Origin of the sequence: Pseudomonas vranovensis (assembly GCF_040438935.1) — a bacterium.
GTDB lineage: Bacteria > Pseudomonadota > Gammaproteobacteria > Pseudomonadales > Pseudomonadaceae > Aquipseudomonas > Aquipseudomonas vranovensis.
Window position 1 is genome coordinate 861727 of sequence record NZ_CP159259.1, and the last position, 14374, is coordinate 876100.

Below are 14374 nucleotides of genomic sequence, written 5' to 3' on the forward strand. Positions count from 1 at the left end.
GGAGCCCACCCCGCCGCACTGGTAAACTGGCGCGTCCCTGCGCCAGTGAACTGTTCATGACCGGTTTTGATTCCCTCCCCCAAGCCCCCTTGCAACGCCTCGAACTCAGCTGGTTGCGGCCGTTCGGCATCGAGCTGGCGGTGCTGCGCCTGGACTTGATCGACCCGCTGATCAGTGGCAACAAATGGTTCAAGCTGCTTGAACACCTGCGCCTGGCCCAGGCCGCAGGCTCGCCGGGCGTCATCAGCTTGGGCGGCGCCTATTCCAATCACCTGCATGCCCTGGCTGCTGCCGGCAAACGCTTCGGCTTTGCCACGGCAGGACTGCTGCGCGGGCATGCCCAGGACACGCCCACGGTGCGCGACTTGCAGGCGTTCGGCATGCAGTTGCACTGGCTGGGCTACGCCGGCTACCGGGCTCGGCATCAAGCGGATTTCTGGCATCCCTGGCAGGCTCTGTATCCGAGTTGGCACTGTGTACCTGAAGGCGGTGGAGGCCCGTTGGGCGCCAAGGGCTGCGCCTTGATCGTCAAACAGGCCCGGGCACAGTTGCCAGCCTTGGGCTGGGCCGACTACGACGGCTGGTGGCTGGCAGCGGGTACGGGTACTACCTTGGCGGGGCTGGTGCAGGCTGAAGCCGGCGTACACCCGGTGTTCGGCGCGCTGGCGGTGCCGAAGGATCATGGTGTGAAGGTGGCGGTCGAGGCGCTGTCAGGGCGGCAGGGATATGTGTTGCACGATGCCAGTCGCGGTGGTTTTGCCAAGGTCGATGCGCAGTTGCAGGCGTTTATCGAAGCCTGCGAGGCCGAAGCTGGCCTGCCGCTGGAGCCGCTGTACACCGGCAAGGCATTGCTGGCGTTGTGCGAGCAGGTCGAGGCGGGCGTCTTTGCCCCGGGTACTCGCCTGATCTTCCTGCACAGCGGCGGCCTGCAGGGCCGCCGCGGCTTTGCCTAGTGGTGGCCCGGAAGCATGCGCACCAGGGTGTTGTCACGTTGCACATAGTGATGGAAGAGCCCGGCCACGGCGTGCAGGCCGATCAGCCAATAGCCCCAGGTGCCGATGCGCTCGTGCCAGCCCTTGATGAACTTGGCAAGGTCCGGGTCCGGTGTGATCAAGGCGGGAAGCTCCAGGCCGTAGAACGGAATCGGCTTGTCCGCCGCACTGAGAATCAACCAGCCGGCAATCGGCAGGCCGATCATCATCAGGTACAGGGCCAGGTGCATCAGGTGGGCCAGGCCGGTCTGCCAGGCGGGTGGAGCGGGAACGATGGGTGGAGTAGGGCGGCTCAAGCGCAGGGCCAGGCGTAGCCAGACCAACACGAATACGGTCAGCCCCAGCATGAAGTGCAGCTCCTTCATCAGGTTGCGCCCGGCACTGTCCTTGGGAAACAGGCCGCGCAACTCGATCAGGGCGTAGACCGCCACCAGCAGCACCAGCATCAGCCAGTGCAAGGCAATTGACAGGCTGCCGTAGCGAGCCTGGGGGGGATTCAGGGTCATGGTCATTCCTCATTCTCAGGTCTGGGCTCGCGCTCTTGGTGGCGCATGGACATAACTGTAAACGCTTGCGTGCCGTTTACCGGGCTATTGCAACAAAATATGGCCACTTCGGTATTGATCTGTCGCTAGAATTCGCCGCGTCTTTTCCTCGAAAGCAAGGCTGTGTTCATGTTGATGGCGTCGTTGATCTTCCTTCTGACCATTACCCTGGTGATCTGGCAACCCAAAGGGCTGGGCGTAGGCTGGAGTGCCACCGGCGGTGCGCTGCTGGCACTGCTGTGTGGGGTGGTGCAGTGGAGCGACATCCCGGTGGTGTGGCAGATCATCTGGAATGCGACCGGCACCTTCATCGCCCTGATCATCATCAGCCTGTTGCTCGATGCTGCAGGCTTCTTCGCCTGGGCCGCGCTGCATGTGGCGCGTTGGGGCCGGGGCAGCGGGCGGCGCCTGTTCTGCTATATCGTCCTGCTGGGGGCGGTGGTATCGGCGCTGTTCGCCAATGACGGTGCGGCGCTGATCCTCACGCCCATTGTGGTGGCGATGCTGCTGGCCCTGCGCTTCAGCCCGGCGGCAACCCTGGCGTTCGTCATGGCGGCAGGTTTTATCGCCGATACGGCGAGCCTGCCGCTGGTGGTGTCGAACCTGGTCAATATCGTCTCGGCCGACTACTTTGGTATCGGTTTCAACCGCTATGCCGCCGTGATGCTGCCGGTGAACCTGGTCAGTGTGGCGGCCACCCTGGCAGTGCTGCTGTGGTACTTCCGCCGCGACATCCCGGCTGACTACGACCCCTTGCAACTGGACCGGCCGCGCAGTGTGGTACACGACCCGGCGACCTTTGTGGCCGGCTGGCTGGTGCTGGCGATCCTGTTGGTCGGCTGCTTTGCCCTGGAGCCGCTGGGGATTCCCATCAGCGCGATCGCGGGGCTGTGTGCGCTGGTGTTGCTGTTGGTGGCGGCGCGCGGTCACAAAATCTCCACACGTAAAGTGCTCAAGGAGGCGCCTTGGCACATCGTGGTGTTCTCCCTGGGGATGTACCTGGTGGTTTATGGTCTGCGCAATGCCGGGCTGACCGACAACCTGGCGGGGTGGCTCGACAGCTTCGCCACCGGCGGGGTGTGGGGCGCGGCCATGGGCACGGGGCTGTTGGCGGCACTGTTGTCGTCGGTGATGAACAACTTGCCGACCGTGTTGATCGGTGCGTTGTCGATTGATGCGAGTTCGGCCAGTGGGGTGGTCAAGGAGGCGATGATCTATGCCAATGTGATCGGTAGCGACCTGGGGCCGAAGATCACCCCCATCGGTAGCCTGGCAACCTTGCTGTGGCTGCATGTACTGGAGCGCAAGGGGGTGAAGATCGGCTGGGGGTATTACTTCAAGGTGGGGATTGTGCTGACGGTGCCGGTGCTGCTGGTGACCCTGGCAGCGTTGGCGCTGCGGTTGGGGTAGGGGCAACGGCCTTGCACCACGGCCGCTATGCGGTCGATCGCAGGCTATCGCCAGCGGCTACCCCGGTTCGGCTTGCTATCCGTAGCCGCTGCCGAGGAACGAGGCTGCGATCGATTGCGCAGCAGTCGCCCGATAGACGTAACTGTCTTGCGCAGCAATCTGCAGGTGCGATCACGCCGGGAAGTCCGGCCACGCATCGGCTACCAGGAACAGTCGCTCCGCCTCTTCCCAATCGCCATCTTCGCCCGCTACCCAGCGCACCAGCAGTTGCGCAGGCGCCAACGGATCCAGTAGCTGCAGCCACGCTTCAAACCGTTCCCGCGACCAGCGTTCCTGCTCGCTGCAGCGGGCCGATGCCAGCCAGGCATGGCGCGGGATGGGCTGCCAAAAGGCCTGTGGGTCCTGGGCGATGAATGCCGGCCAATCTCGTCGATGCAACCACCTTCCATGCAAATGCTGCGGATGGGCGCCTTCGGGAGCATCGGCATGCCCGGGCCAGGGGTAGAACAGGTAGCCCGCCAGCCAGAGCTGGGCGCTGAGCTGGGTGATATCCAGCGCCGCCAGCACTTCTCGACTTTCTTCCCGCGCCGAGATCGGCAGTTGATGTTCAGCCAGGTGCGCCAGTTTTCGGTCCAGACGGTCATGACAGCCCGGCCCCAACCAGTGCGCAGGATCCTTGCCATCGCCCCCCGGCGGCCCCAGGTACAGTTTGATGGCCAGCTCCAAGTGGTGAACCCCTTCGCTGTCGTGCAGGAGGATGTCCAGTTCGCCCAGCGTGTGCCCGCCAGTGCGGATCGGCAGGTTGGCCGCCAGCAGCGTCACCCCCGGCGCGTGTTGCAGGGCAAACTGCCATAGACGCTCGTAGTACAGCCCCAGGCGCCGTGTGGCGGCCTGGGCCAACCAGTGCTGCAGGGCATTGCTGTCGTGATCCAGATCCAGGAGCCATTGCCGCAGTTGTTCAGGATCGGCGACCCAATCGCTGGCCGCCAGTGGATGACGCTGGGGCCAGGGCGTCTCGTGCAGCATTGGCGGGGCAAGGATGACCCAGGCCAGGTCGCGCACCTGAGGGTGGCGCAACTGGCGGGGCAGGTCGATCAGGCCGGGAAAAGGGTTCATCCAGCGAGCATAGTCCTTCAGCCGCGCACCTTGACGATTTTCTCCTGCGTTTGCCGCTGCCCGGGGCTTTCGCCCATAATCGAACTCTTTGGCGAACTTCGCCTCTTTACCCGCCGTAGCGCCTAGCAGGAGCCCCATGGAGCAATTTCGCAATATCGGTATCATCGGCCGCCTCGGCAGCTCCCAGGTGCTCGATACCATTCGCCGACTGAAAAAATTCCTGCTGCAGCGGCATCTGCACGTGATCCTCGAGGACACCATCGCCGAAGTCCTGCCCGGCCACGGCCTGCAGACGTCCTCGCGCAAGTTGCTGGGTGAGGTCTGCGACCTGGTCATCGTGGTAGGCGGCGACGGCAGCCTGCTCGGCGCCGCCCGTGCCCTGGCCAAGCACAACACCCCGGTGCTGGGTATCAACCGCGGCAGCCTGGGCTTTCTCACCGATATCCGCCCTGACGAGCTGGAGGTAAAAGTCGCCGAGGTGCTCGACGGCCATTACCTGGTGGAAAACCGCTTTCTGCTCCAGGCCGAGGTTCGTCGTCACGCCGAAGCCATCGGCCAGGGCGATGCGCTCAACGATGTGGTGCTGCACCCGGGCAAATCGACGCGCATGATCGAGTTCGAGATCTACATCGACGGCCAGTTCGTCTGCAGCCAGAAGGCCGACGGCCTGATCGTCGCCACGCCGACCGGCTCGACCGCCTACGCGCTGTCGGCGGGCGGTCCGATCATGCACCCCAAGCTCGACGCCATCGTCATCGTGCCGATGTACCCGCATACCTTGTCTGGCCGGCCGATCGTGGTCGACGGCAACAGCGAGCTGAAGATCGTGGTGTCCAAGGACCTGCAGATCTACCCGCAGATTTCCTGTGACGGCCAGAACCACTTCACCTGCGCCCCGGGCGACACCATCACGGTGAACAAGAAACCGCAGAAACTGCGCCTGATTCACCCGCTGGATCACAATTACTACGAGGTATGCCGGACCAAACTCGGTTGGGGCAGCCGCCTGGGTGGTGGAGGCGAGTGATGCTCGATCCAGCCCGTAGTTACGACCTGATTGGTGATGTGCACGGCTGTGCACACACCCTCGAACGCCTGCTCGATGCCCTTGGCTACAAGCGCCAGGGCGGCGTCTGGCGCCATGCCCAGCGCCAGGCGCTGTTCCTCGGCGATATCATCGACCGGGGCCCGCGGATCCGCGAGGCGCTGCACATCGTCCATGACATGGTCGATGCTGGCCAGGCCTACTGCATCATGGGCAATCATGAGTACAACGCCCTGGGCTGGAACACCCCGGCCTTGCCTGAAAGTGGCAAACAGTTTGTTCGCGAGCACACCCCGCGCCACGGCCGCCTGATCTACGAAACCTTGACCCAGTTCGAGCAACATCCGGGCGACTGGCATGATTTTCTCGAATGGTTCTACGAACTGCCGCTGTTCATCGATGCCGGCCGGTTCCGCCTGGTCCACGCCTGTTGGGACCCACGGCTGATCGAGCCATTGCGCCAGCAATATGCCGATGGCCGCATCGATGAACACTTCATCCAGGCATCCGGGGTGTCGGACAGCTTTGCCTCGATGGTCTGCAATCGCTTGCTGCGCGGCACCGACATGCGCCTGCCGGATGGTTTGACCCTGACCGGCGGCGACGGCCTGACACGGGCCTTCTTCCGCACCAAGTTCTGGGAAGAAGACCCGCAGACCTACGGCGACATTGTCTTCCAGCCCGACGCATTGCCGGAAAAGGTCGCCAGCACGCCCTTGAGCCACAGCCAGAAGAACGCCTTGCTGCGCTACGGCGAGGACGAGCCGATGCTGTTCGTCGGGCACTACTGGCGTAGCGGCAAGCCGGCACCGATCCGCTCCAACCTGGCCTGCCTGGACTACAGCGCGGTGTTGTACGGCAAGCTGGTCGCGTATCGACTCGACGATGAAACCCGAATAGACCCGCGCAAGTTCGTGTGGGTCGATGTGGACCGGCCGGAGGCCAGCCAATGAGTGCAGTGGTGGTATTGCGCATGCCCTTGAACACCGACCTGAGCGGTTTTGTCGGCCTGCTGCGGCGCCTGCAGGTACCGCACCGGGTCAGCGAGGAGGGCGGTGACCAGGTGTTGTGGGTGGCGGAAAACCTGGCCGAGGATGTACGCGAACTGTACCAGCGCTTTCCCGAGGGCAACGCGGACTTCGAGCCGCCTGCCGGCGCCATGCTCGCGCCACCGGCCCGCCCGGGCTTTGGCGAGCAACTGCGAGCGAGCAAGGCCACCGCCGCGGTGTTGCTGTTGTGCCTGATCGTCGCCGGCCTCACGGGGCTTGGCGACAATTTCGCCACCCTGAGCTGGCTGACCTTTCTCGATTTTCGCGTGCAAGGCGAGTACCTGTACTTCACGCCGCTGCCGACAAGCCTTGCCGACGGCCAGTGGTGGCGGCTATTCACACCGATGCTGGTGCACTTCGGCATCCTTCACCTAGCCATGAATGCCTTGTGGTACTGGGAGCTGGGGCGGCGAATCGAGCTGCGCCAGGGACCCTGGTCGCTGCTGAGCCTGACCCTGCTGTTCAGCCTGGTATCCAATGCCGCGCAGTACCTGTTCGGTGGGCCGAGCCTGTTTGGCGGCCTTTCCGGGGTGCTCTACGGATTGCTCGGGCATGTCTGGCTGTACCAGTGGTTGGCACCCAACCCGGTATACCGCATGCCGCGTGGGGTGCTGGTGATGATGCTGGCCTGGCTGCTCTTGTGCCTGTCCGGGCTGGTCAGCCTGCTCGGCTTTGGCCAGATTGCCAACGCCGCCCACGTCGGTGGGTTGTTGGTCGGTTGCCTGAGCGGGCTCTTGGGCGGGGCGCTGGCCCGGCGTAAACTGACGGCTTGATTTGGGAGACGCTATGTCCACTTTTGCGCAAATGATCGAAAACATCACGCCGGAAATCTACGAAAGCCTGAAACTGGCCGTGGAACTGGGTAAATGGGCGGACGGGCGCAAGCTCACCACCGAACAGAAAGAGCTCTCGCTGCAGGCAGTGATCGCCTGGGAAATCCAGAACCTGCCCGAAGAACAGCGCACCGGCTACATGGGCCCGCAGGAATGCGCATCGAAGTCGGCACCCGTGCCGAACATCCTGTTCAAGTCGGATGCGATCCATTGATCGAACTTGGCCGCGGCTCCATCAGTAAAATGTCGGCGCGTCTCGACGCGCCTGTGGTGCAGTACGCTTTTCGTCTGGGCGAGCAGGAAGTGCCGGTCAATCCCCTGATCGGCAAGACCCTGCGCCTGGAATACCTCGGGGCCATCCATTGCACCCACTGCGGTCGCAAGACCAAGACCAGCTTCAGCCAGGGTTATTGCTACCCGTGCATGACCAAGCTGGCGCAGTGCGATGTCTGCATCATGGCACCGGAAAAATGCCACTACGACCAGGGCACCTGCCGCGAACCCGGCTGGGGCGAGCAGTTCTGCATGACCGATCATGTGGTCTACCTGGCAAACTCCTCGGGCATCAAGGTCGGCATCACCCGTGCCAGCCAGCTGCCTACCCGCTGGCTCGACCAGGGTGCCAGTCAGGCCCTGCCGATCGTGCGCGTTGCTACCCGCCAGCAGTCGGGACTGGTCGAAGACCTGTTTCGGAGCCAGGTGGCCGACCGCACCAACTGGCGAGCCTTGCTCAAAGGCGATGCCGAGGCGGTCGACCTGCTGGCGGTGCGCGCGCAACTGTTCGCCAGCTGCGCCGAAGGTCTCAGTGCCCTGCAGGGGCGTTTCGGCCTGCAGGCCATCCAGCCGCTCAACGACGGCGAAGTGCTGGAAATCCGCTACCCGGTCGAGGCCTATCCGAGCAAGATCGTCAGCTTCAACCTGGACAAGAATCCCGTGGCTGAAGGCACGCTGCTGGGCATCAAGGGCCAGTACCTGATCTTCGACACCGGCGTGATCAACATCCGCAAGTACACGGCGTACCAGCTCGCCGTGCATCAGTAAAAGGACCGCCACATGCGTACCGAACAGCCGCAAGTGATCTACCTCAAGGACTATCAGGCGCCCGAGTACCTGATCGACGAGACGCACCTGACCTTTGAACTGTTCGAGGACCACAGCCTGGTCCACGCGCAGCTGGTCATGCGCCGCAACCCCGCCCGCGGTACCGGCTTGCCGCCGTTGGTACTGGATGGCCAGCAACTGGAACTGTTGAGTGTGGCCCTGGATGACCAGGCCTTGAGCGCTGGCGACTACCAGCTCGATGACAGCCACCTGACGGTGCAGCCAAAGGCTGCGACCTTCACCCTCGACACCAGCGTGAAGATCCACCCCGAGAGCAACACTGCACTGGAAGGTCTGTACAAGTCCGGCAGCATGTTCTGCACCCAGTGCGAGGCCGAGGGCTTTCGCAAGATCACCTACTACCTCGACCGCCCGGATGTGATGAGCACGTTCACCACCACGGTGATCGCCGAACAGCATCGCTACCCGGTACTGCTGTCCAACGGCAACCCGGTCGGCAGCGGTCCGCAGGACGATGGCCGGCATTGGGCGACCTGGGAAGACCCGTTCATGAAACCGGCCTACCTGTTCGCGCTGGTGGCCGGTGACCTGTGGTGCGTCGAAGACAAGTTCACCCGCCAGTCGGGTCGCGACGTGACCCTGCGCATCTATGTCGAGCCGGAAAACATCGACAAGTGCCAGCACGCCATGACCAGCCTGAAAAAGTCCATGCGCTGGGACGAAGAAGTCTATGGCCGCGAATACGACCTCGACATCTTCATGATCGTGGCGGTCAACGACTTCAATATGGGCGCCATGGAAAACAAGGGCCTGAACATCTTCAACTCCAGTTGCGTTCTGGCCCGTGCCGAAACCGCCACCGACGCTGCCCACCAGCGGGTCGAGGCTGTGGTTGCCCACGAGTATTTCCACAACTGGTCGGGCAACCGCGTGACCTGCCGCGACTGGTTCCAGCTTTCGCTCAAGGAAGGCTTCACGGTGTTCCGTGACTCGGAGTTCAGCGCCGACATGAACTCGCGCACGGTCAAGCGCATCGAAGACGTTGCCTACCTGCGTACCCACCAGTTTGCCGAGGATGCCGGTCCGATGGCTCACGCGGTACGCCCGGACAGCTTCATCGAGATTTCCAACTTCTACACCTTGACCGTCTACGAGAAAGGTTCGGAAGTGGTACGCATGGTCCGCACGCTGCTGGGCGCCGAAGGTTTCCGCAAAGGCAGCGACCTGTATTTCGAGCGTCATGACGGCCAGGCCGTGACCTGCGACGACTTCATCAAGGCCATGGAAGATGCCAACGGCGTCGACCTGACCCAGTTCAAGCGCTGGTACAGCCAGGCGGGTACGCCGCGCCTCGCGGTAAGCGAGGCGTACGACAGCGCGGCCCAGACCTACAGCCTGACTTTCCGCCAGAGCTGCCCGGCCACCCCGGACAAGGTCGAGAAAAAGCCGTTTGTGATTCCGGTCGAACTGGGCCTGCTCGACGCCCAGGGCAACGACATCGCCCTGCGCCTGCAAGGCGAAGCGACGGCGGCGGGTACCTCGCGCGTGCTGCAGGTGACCGAGGCCGAGCAGACCTTCACCTTCGTCGATGTTGCGGCCAAGCCGCTGCCGTCACTGCTGCGTGGCTTCAGCGCGCCGGTCAAACTCAGCTTCCCGTATGATCGCGACCAGTTGATGTTCCTGATGCAACACGACAGTGATGGCTTCAATCGTTGGGAAGCCGGGCAACAATTGTCGGTACAGGTGCTCCAGGAGCTGATCGTCCAGCACCAGCAGGGTAGCGCCCTGGTGCTCGACCAGCGCCTGGTCACCGCGTTGGGTGCAGTGCTGGCCAATGAGCAGCTCGATCAGGCCATGGTTGCCGAGATGCTCTCGCTGCCGAGCGAAGCCTATCTCACCGAAATCAGCGAAGTGGCCGATGTCGATGCCATCCACGCCGCCCGCGAGTTCGCCCGCAAGCAGATCGCCGACCAGTTGTTCGATGCCCTCGATGCTCGCTACCAGGCCAACCGCGGCATATCGCGAGGCACCGAGTACGTGGCCGAAGCCGAGCATTTTGCCCGCCGCAGCCTGCAGAACATCGCCTTGTCGTACCTGATGCTCAGCGGCAAGGCCGAGGTGCTGACCGCGACGCTGGAGCAGTTCGACGCCTGTGACAACATGACCGAGCGTCTGACCGCGCTGGCCGTGCTGGTCAACTCGCCGTTCGAAGCCGAACGGGCCAAGGCGCTGGACGTCTTTGCCGAGAACTTCAAGGACAATCCGCTGGTCATGGACCAGTGGTTCAGCGTGCAGGCCGCCAGCACCCTCCCGGGTGGTCTGGTACGGGTCAAGGCGCTGATGCAGCATCCAGCGTTCACGATGAAGAATCCGAACAAGGTCCGTGCCCTGGTCGGCGCCTTTGCCGGCCAGAACCTGGTCAACTTCCATGCGGCAGACGGCTCTGGCTATCGCTTCCTGGCGGACCTGGTGATCGAGCTCAATGCCCTCAACCCGCAGATCGCCTCGCGCCAGCTGGCGCCGCTGACTCGCTGGCGCAAGTACGACAGTGCTCGCCAGGCCCTGATGAAGGGCGAGCTGGAGCGCATTCTGGCGTCCGGTTCGCTGTCCAGCGATGTCTATGAAGTTGTAAGCAAAAGCCTGGCCTGATGCACTCATCGCGGGGCAATCCCGCTCCTGCAAGCCCTGTAGGAGCGGGCTTGCCCCGCGATGCATTTCCTGCTTAACAAAAGATAACGTCCCGTTCGTTGTCAGCCCTTCGCAAACCCCGATAGGATGGCTCCCAGCTATTGCGGGGCTCTGGAACACGGTTTTTGGCAGTACCTGCAAATAGATTGACCCAAATAACAATAATCGGGGGACAGATCTATGACCGAGCCTTATTTGGCAGGTACCGGCGGCGCTTTGCGCGCACGCCCATGGGCATTGGCCGCCAGCGGGTTGCTGGTGATGGCAATGGGAATGTGGGCCAGTACGGTGGAGGCGTCTGCTTCCGAACCGAAGGTCTACTCCACCGAATCGGCCAAGGCCGAAAAGAGCCTGTTGCTTGACGTGACCCAAGCCGGCCCACGCCTGATCGCTGTCGGCGATCGCGGCCATATTCTCTTCTCCGATGACCAGGGCAAGTCCTGGACCCAGTCCAAGGTGCCGACCCGGCAACTGCTCACCGCCGTTTATTTTGTCGACGACAAGCACGGCTGGGCGGTCGGCCATGACGCACAGATCCTCGCCAGCAGCGATGGTGGTGTGACCTGGACCAAACAATTCGAAGACCTCAAGCGTGAAGCGCCGTTGCTGGATGTCTGGTTCAAGGACGCCCAGCATGGCTTTGCCGTGGGCGCCTACGGTGCGCTGCTGGAGACCACCGACGGTGGCCAGCAGTGGAACGAGGTCGGTGAACGTCTGGACAACGAAGACCAGTTGCACCTCAACGGTATCGCTGCAGTCAAGGACGCAGGCCTGTTCATCGTTGGCGAACAGGGCAGCATGTTCCGTTCCAGCGACGACGGCCAGACCTGGCAGAAGCTCGAAGGTCCCTATGAGGGCTCGCTGTTCGGCGTGATCGGCACCGCCCAGTCACGCACGCTGCTGGCCTATGGGCTGCGTGGCAACCTCTACCGCTCCACCGATTTTGGCGACAGCTGGCAGCAAGTCGAACTGAAAGCCGCGCGCGGGGCCCTCGAATTTGGCCTGGCAAGCGCTACGCTTCTCGATGATGGCAACCTGGTATTGGTCGGTAATGGCGGCACCGTCCTGCGCAGCAGCGACGACGGCCAGACCTTCAGCGTCTTCAACCGCGCTGACCGCATCGCCCTGGCGGGTGTCAGCGGTCGTAACGGCGAAGGCCTGATCCTTGTCGGCCAGGGTGGCGTGCACCTGGCTTCGGCCCAGGGCGCCGAAGGAGTGCAGCCATGACCAGTCAGGAGCAGTTCAACATGAACCAGCAGCAACACCATCAGGACAAGGCGACGCTCCTTGAGCGCCTGATCTTCAACAACCGCCCGGTGGTGATTCTTATCTGCCTGCTGGTCAGTGTGTTCCTGTTCTGGCAGGCCACGCAGATTCGTCCATCGACCAGTTTCGAGAAAATGATCCCGCTCGAGCATCCCTTCATCGAGAAGATGCTCGAACACCGTAACGACCTGGCCAACCTCGGCAACACCGTGCGCATCTCGGTCGAGGCTACCGATGGCGATATCTTCAGCAAGGAGTACATGGAGACCCTGCGTCAGATCCACGACGAGGTCTTCTATATTCCCGGTGTCGACCGTTCCGGGCTGAAGTCGCTGTGGAGCCCCAGCGTTCGCTGGACCGAAGTGACCGAAGAGGGCTTCGCCGGCGGCGAGGTCATCCCCAACACCTACGACGGTTCGGCCGACAGCCTCGACCTGTTGCGCAACAACGTGCTCAAGTCGGGCCAGGTCGGGCGCCTGGTGGCCAACAACTTCAAGTCGAGCATCATCGATGTGCCGCTGCTGGAGTCCTATCCAGACCCGCAGGACCAGGGCAAGCTGATCAAGCTCGATTACCAGCAGTTCTCCCACCAGCTTGAAGAAAAGATCCGCGACAAGTTCCAGGCCCAGAACCCCAATGTGAAGGTACACATCGTCGGTTTTGCCAAGAAGGTCGGTGACCTGATCGATGGCTTGATCATGGTGGTGATGTTCTTCGGTATCGCCCTGGTGATCACCTGGGTGCTGTTGTACTGGTTCACCTGGTGCATTCGCAGCACCATCGCGGTGCTGATCACCACCCTGGTGGCAGTGGTCTGGCAGCTGGGGCTGATGCACGCGGTAGGGTTCGGACTCGATCCGTATTCGATGCTGGTGCCGTTCCTGATCTTCGCCATCGGTATTTCCCATGGTGTGCAGAAGATCAACGGTATTGCCCTGCAATCGAGCGATGCCGACAACGCGCTGACCGCCGCACGGCGAACATTCCGCCAGCTGTTCCTACCGGGGATGATCGCCATTCTGGCCGACGCCGTGGGCTTCATCACCCTGTTGATCATCGACATCGGTGTGATCCGCGAGCTGGCCATCGGCGCGTCCATCGGTGTTGCGGTGATCGTGTTCACCAACCTGATCCTGCTGCCGGTGGCGATCTCCTATGTCGGCATCAGCAAGAAAGCCATCGAGCGCAGCAAGAAGGACGCAACTCGCGAACACCCGTTCTGGCGCCTGCTGTCCAACTTCGCCAGCGCCAAGGTGGCGCCGGTGTCCATCGTCCTGGCCTTGCTGGCTTTCGGTGGCGGCCTCTGGTACAGCCAGAATCTGAAGATCGGCGACCTCGACCAGGGGGCGCCGGAGCTGCGCCCGGACTCGCGCTACAACAAGGACAACAGCTTCATCATCGACAATTACTCGACCAGCTCCGACGTGTTGGTAGTGATGGTCAAGACGCCGTCGGAAGGCTGCTCGGTGTATTCCACCATGGCGCCGATAGACGAGCTGATGTGGAAGATGGAGAACACCCCGGGCGTGCAGTCGGCCATCTCGCTGGTGACGGTGTCCAAGCAGATGATCAAGGGCATGAACGAGGGCAACCTGAAATGGGAAAGCCTGTCGCGCAACCCGGACGTGCTCAACAGCTCCATTGCCCGTGCCGACGGCCTGTACAACGCCGACTGTTCGCTGGCACCGGTGCTGGTGTTCCTCAACGACCACAAGGCCGAGACCCTGGACCGTGCGGTCAATGCGGTGAAAGAGTTTGCCGACACCCACAACAAGGACGGTCTGGAGTTCCTGCTGGCCGCGGGTAACGCCGGGATCGAGGCGGCCACCAACGAAGTGATCAAGTCGGCCGAGCTGACCATCCTGATCCTGGTGTACATCTGCGTGGCGGTGATGTGCATGATCACCTTCCGCTCGTTCGCGGCGACCTTGTGTATTGTCCTGCCCCTGGTACTGACCTCGGTGCTGGGCAACGCCCTGATGGCCTTCATGGGCATTGGCGTGAAGGTGGCGACCTTGCCGGTGGTGGCGCTGGGCGTGGGTATTGGTGTGGACTACGGTATCTACATCTACAGCCGCCTGGAGAGCTTCCTGCGTGCTGGCCTGCCGTTGCAGGAAGCCTACTACCAGACGCTCAAGTCCACCGGCAAGGCCGTGCTGTTCACCGGCCTGTGCCTGGCCATCGGTGTATGCACCTGGATCTTCTCGGCCATCAAGTTCCAGGCCGACATGGGCCTGATGCTGACCTTCATGCTGCTGTGGAACATGTTCGGTGCGCTGTGGCTGCTGCCGGCGCTGGCACGGTTCCTCATCAAGCCGGAGAAAATGGCGGGTCAGGAGAGCAAGTCGATTTTTGCTCACTGAGTGAT

Annotated in this window: 12 protein-coding genes; 10 read left to right on the forward strand and 2 right to left on the reverse strand. The window is 62.6% G+C overall.

From position 1 onward, the window contains the following. Window positions 1–56 precede the first annotated feature (56 nt). The gene (locus tag ABVN19_RS04080) at window positions 57–953 is read left to right on the forward strand and encodes a pyridoxal-phosphate dependent enzyme (protein ID WP_028945838.1); all 897 of its coding nucleotides are present in this window, start codon (window positions 57–59) and stop codon (window positions 951–953) included. Here ABVN19_RS04080 and ABVN19_RS04085 read toward each other — a convergent pair. Then, window positions 950–1498: a cytochrome b gene (locus ABVN19_RS04085; RefSeq protein ID WP_028945839.1), complete on the reverse strand. Its 549-nt coding sequence runs from the start codon at window positions 1496–1498 to the stop codon at window positions 950–952. The two genes, ABVN19_RS04080 and ABVN19_RS04085, sit on opposite strands and share 4 nt — an antisense overlap. Before the next feature lie 168 nt (window positions 1499–1666). On the opposite strand from ABVN19_RS04085, the gene ABVN19_RS04090 reads away from it, so the two are divergent. Further along, on the forward strand, window positions 1667–2947 hold the full coding sequence (locus ABVN19_RS04090) for an arsenic transporter (RefSeq protein ID WP_028945840.1): 1281 nt from the start codon (window positions 1667–1669) through the stop codon (window positions 2945–2947). 171 nt (window positions 2948–3118) lie between these two features. On the opposite strand, the gene ABVN19_RS04095 is transcribed toward ABVN19_RS04090, so the two are convergent. After that, window positions 3119–4063: a DUF1853 family protein gene (locus ABVN19_RS04095; protein ID WP_105642326.1), complete on the reverse strand. Its 945-nt coding sequence runs from the start codon at window positions 4061–4063 to the stop codon at window positions 3119–3121. 136 nt (window positions 4064–4199) lie between these two features. On the opposite strand from ABVN19_RS04095, the gene ABVN19_RS04100 reads away from it, so the two are divergent. The 8 genes from ABVN19_RS04100 (at window position 4200) to ABVN19_RS04135 (ending at window position 14369) form a co-directional block, all read left to right on the forward strand. Continuing rightward, a complete protein-coding gene (locus ABVN19_RS04100) occupies window positions 4200–5090 on the forward strand; it encodes an NAD(+) kinase (protein ID WP_028945842.1) in 891 nt (296 codons plus the stop codon). Next, entirely contained in the window at window positions 5090–6061 is a 972-nt protein-coding gene (locus ABVN19_RS04105) for a metallophosphoesterase (RefSeq protein WP_028945843.1), read from the forward strand. The genes ABVN19_RS04100 and ABVN19_RS04105 overlap by 1 nt, the downstream gene beginning before the upstream one ends. After that, complete coding sequence (locus ABVN19_RS04110; RefSeq protein ID WP_105642325.1) at window positions 6058–6930, forward strand: rhomboid family intramembrane serine protease; 873 nt, start codon at window positions 6058–6060, stop codon at window positions 6928–6930. The genes ABVN19_RS04105 and ABVN19_RS04110 overlap by 4 nt, the downstream gene beginning before the upstream one ends. Before the next feature lie 13 nt (window positions 6931–6943). Beyond that, window positions 6944–7204, forward strand: coding sequence for a DUF1315 family protein (locus tag ABVN19_RS04115; RefSeq protein WP_028945845.1), 261 nt, complete (start codon window positions 6944–6946; stop codon window positions 7202–7204). Then, window positions 7201–8031 (forward strand): DUF2797 domain-containing protein, encoded by an 831-nt coding sequence (locus tag ABVN19_RS04120; RefSeq protein WP_028945846.1) that lies wholly within the window; start codon window positions 7201–7203, stop codon window positions 8029–8031. The genes ABVN19_RS04115 and ABVN19_RS04120 overlap by 4 nt, the downstream gene beginning before the upstream one ends. 12 nt (window positions 8032–8043) lie before the next feature. Beyond that, the gene (gene pepN, locus ABVN19_RS04125; RefSeq protein ID WP_028945847.1) at window positions 8044–10701 is read left to right on the forward strand and encodes an aminopeptidase N; all 2658 of its coding nucleotides are present in this window, start codon (window positions 8044–8046) and stop codon (window positions 10699–10701) included. A 219-nt stretch (window positions 10702–10920) separates the two neighbouring features. After that, window positions 10921–11967 carry a YCF48-related protein gene (locus ABVN19_RS04130; RefSeq protein WP_051270712.1) on the forward strand — a complete coding sequence of 349 codons (1047 nt, stop codon included), beginning with the start codon at window positions 10921–10923 and terminating at the stop codon, window positions 11965–11967. Next, window positions 11964–14369 (forward strand): RND family transporter, encoded by a 2406-nt coding sequence (locus ABVN19_RS04135; RefSeq protein ID WP_051270713.1) that lies wholly within the window; start codon window positions 11964–11966, stop codon window positions 14367–14369. Before ABVN19_RS04130 ends, ABVN19_RS04135 begins: the two co-directional genes overlap by 4 nt. Window positions 14370–14374 lie beyond the last annotated feature (5 nt).

What these genes read in the sequence shown, in the direction of transcription:
- pepN (WP_028945847.1), top strand. Translation starts at nt 8,044, where the DNA reads ATGCGTACCGAACAGCCGCAAGTGATCTACCTCAAGGACTATCAGGCG.
- ABVN19_RS04110 (WP_105642325.1), top strand. Translation starts at nt 6,058, where the DNA reads ATGAGTGCAGTGGTGGTATTGCGCATGCCCTTGAACACCGACCTGAGC.
- ABVN19_RS04105 (WP_028945843.1), top strand. Translation starts at nt 5,090, where the DNA reads ATGCTCGATCCAGCCCGTAGTTACGACCTGATTGGTGATGTGCACGGC.
- ABVN19_RS04085 (WP_028945839.1), bottom strand. Translation starts at nt 1,498, where the DNA reads ATGACCCTGAATCCCCCCCAGGCTCGCTACGGCAGCCTGTCAATTGCC.
- ABVN19_RS04095 (WP_105642326.1), bottom strand. Translation starts at nt 4,063, where the DNA reads ATGAACCCTTTTCCCGGCCTGATCGACCTGCCCCGCCAGTTGCGCCAC.
- ABVN19_RS04080 (WP_028945838.1), top strand. Translation starts at nt 57, where the DNA reads ATGACCGGTTTTGATTCCCTCCCCCAAGCCCCCTTGCAACGCCTCGAA.
- ABVN19_RS04115 (WP_028945845.1), top strand. Translation starts at nt 6,944, where the DNA reads ATGTCCACTTTTGCGCAAATGATCGAAAACATCACGCCGGAAATCTAC.
- ABVN19_RS04090 (WP_028945840.1), top strand. Translation starts at nt 1,667, where the DNA reads ATGTTGATGGCGTCGTTGATCTTCCTTCTGACCATTACCCTGGTGATC.
- ABVN19_RS04130 (WP_051270712.1), top strand. Translation starts at nt 10,921, where the DNA reads ATGACCGAGCCTTATTTGGCAGGTACCGGCGGCGCTTTGCGCGCACGC.
- ABVN19_RS04135 (WP_051270713.1), top strand. Translation starts at nt 11,964, where the DNA reads ATGACCAGTCAGGAGCAGTTCAACATGAACCAGCAGCAACACCATCAG.
- ABVN19_RS04100 (WP_028945842.1), top strand. Translation starts at nt 4,200, where the DNA reads ATGGAGCAATTTCGCAATATCGGTATCATCGGCCGCCTCGGCAGCTCC.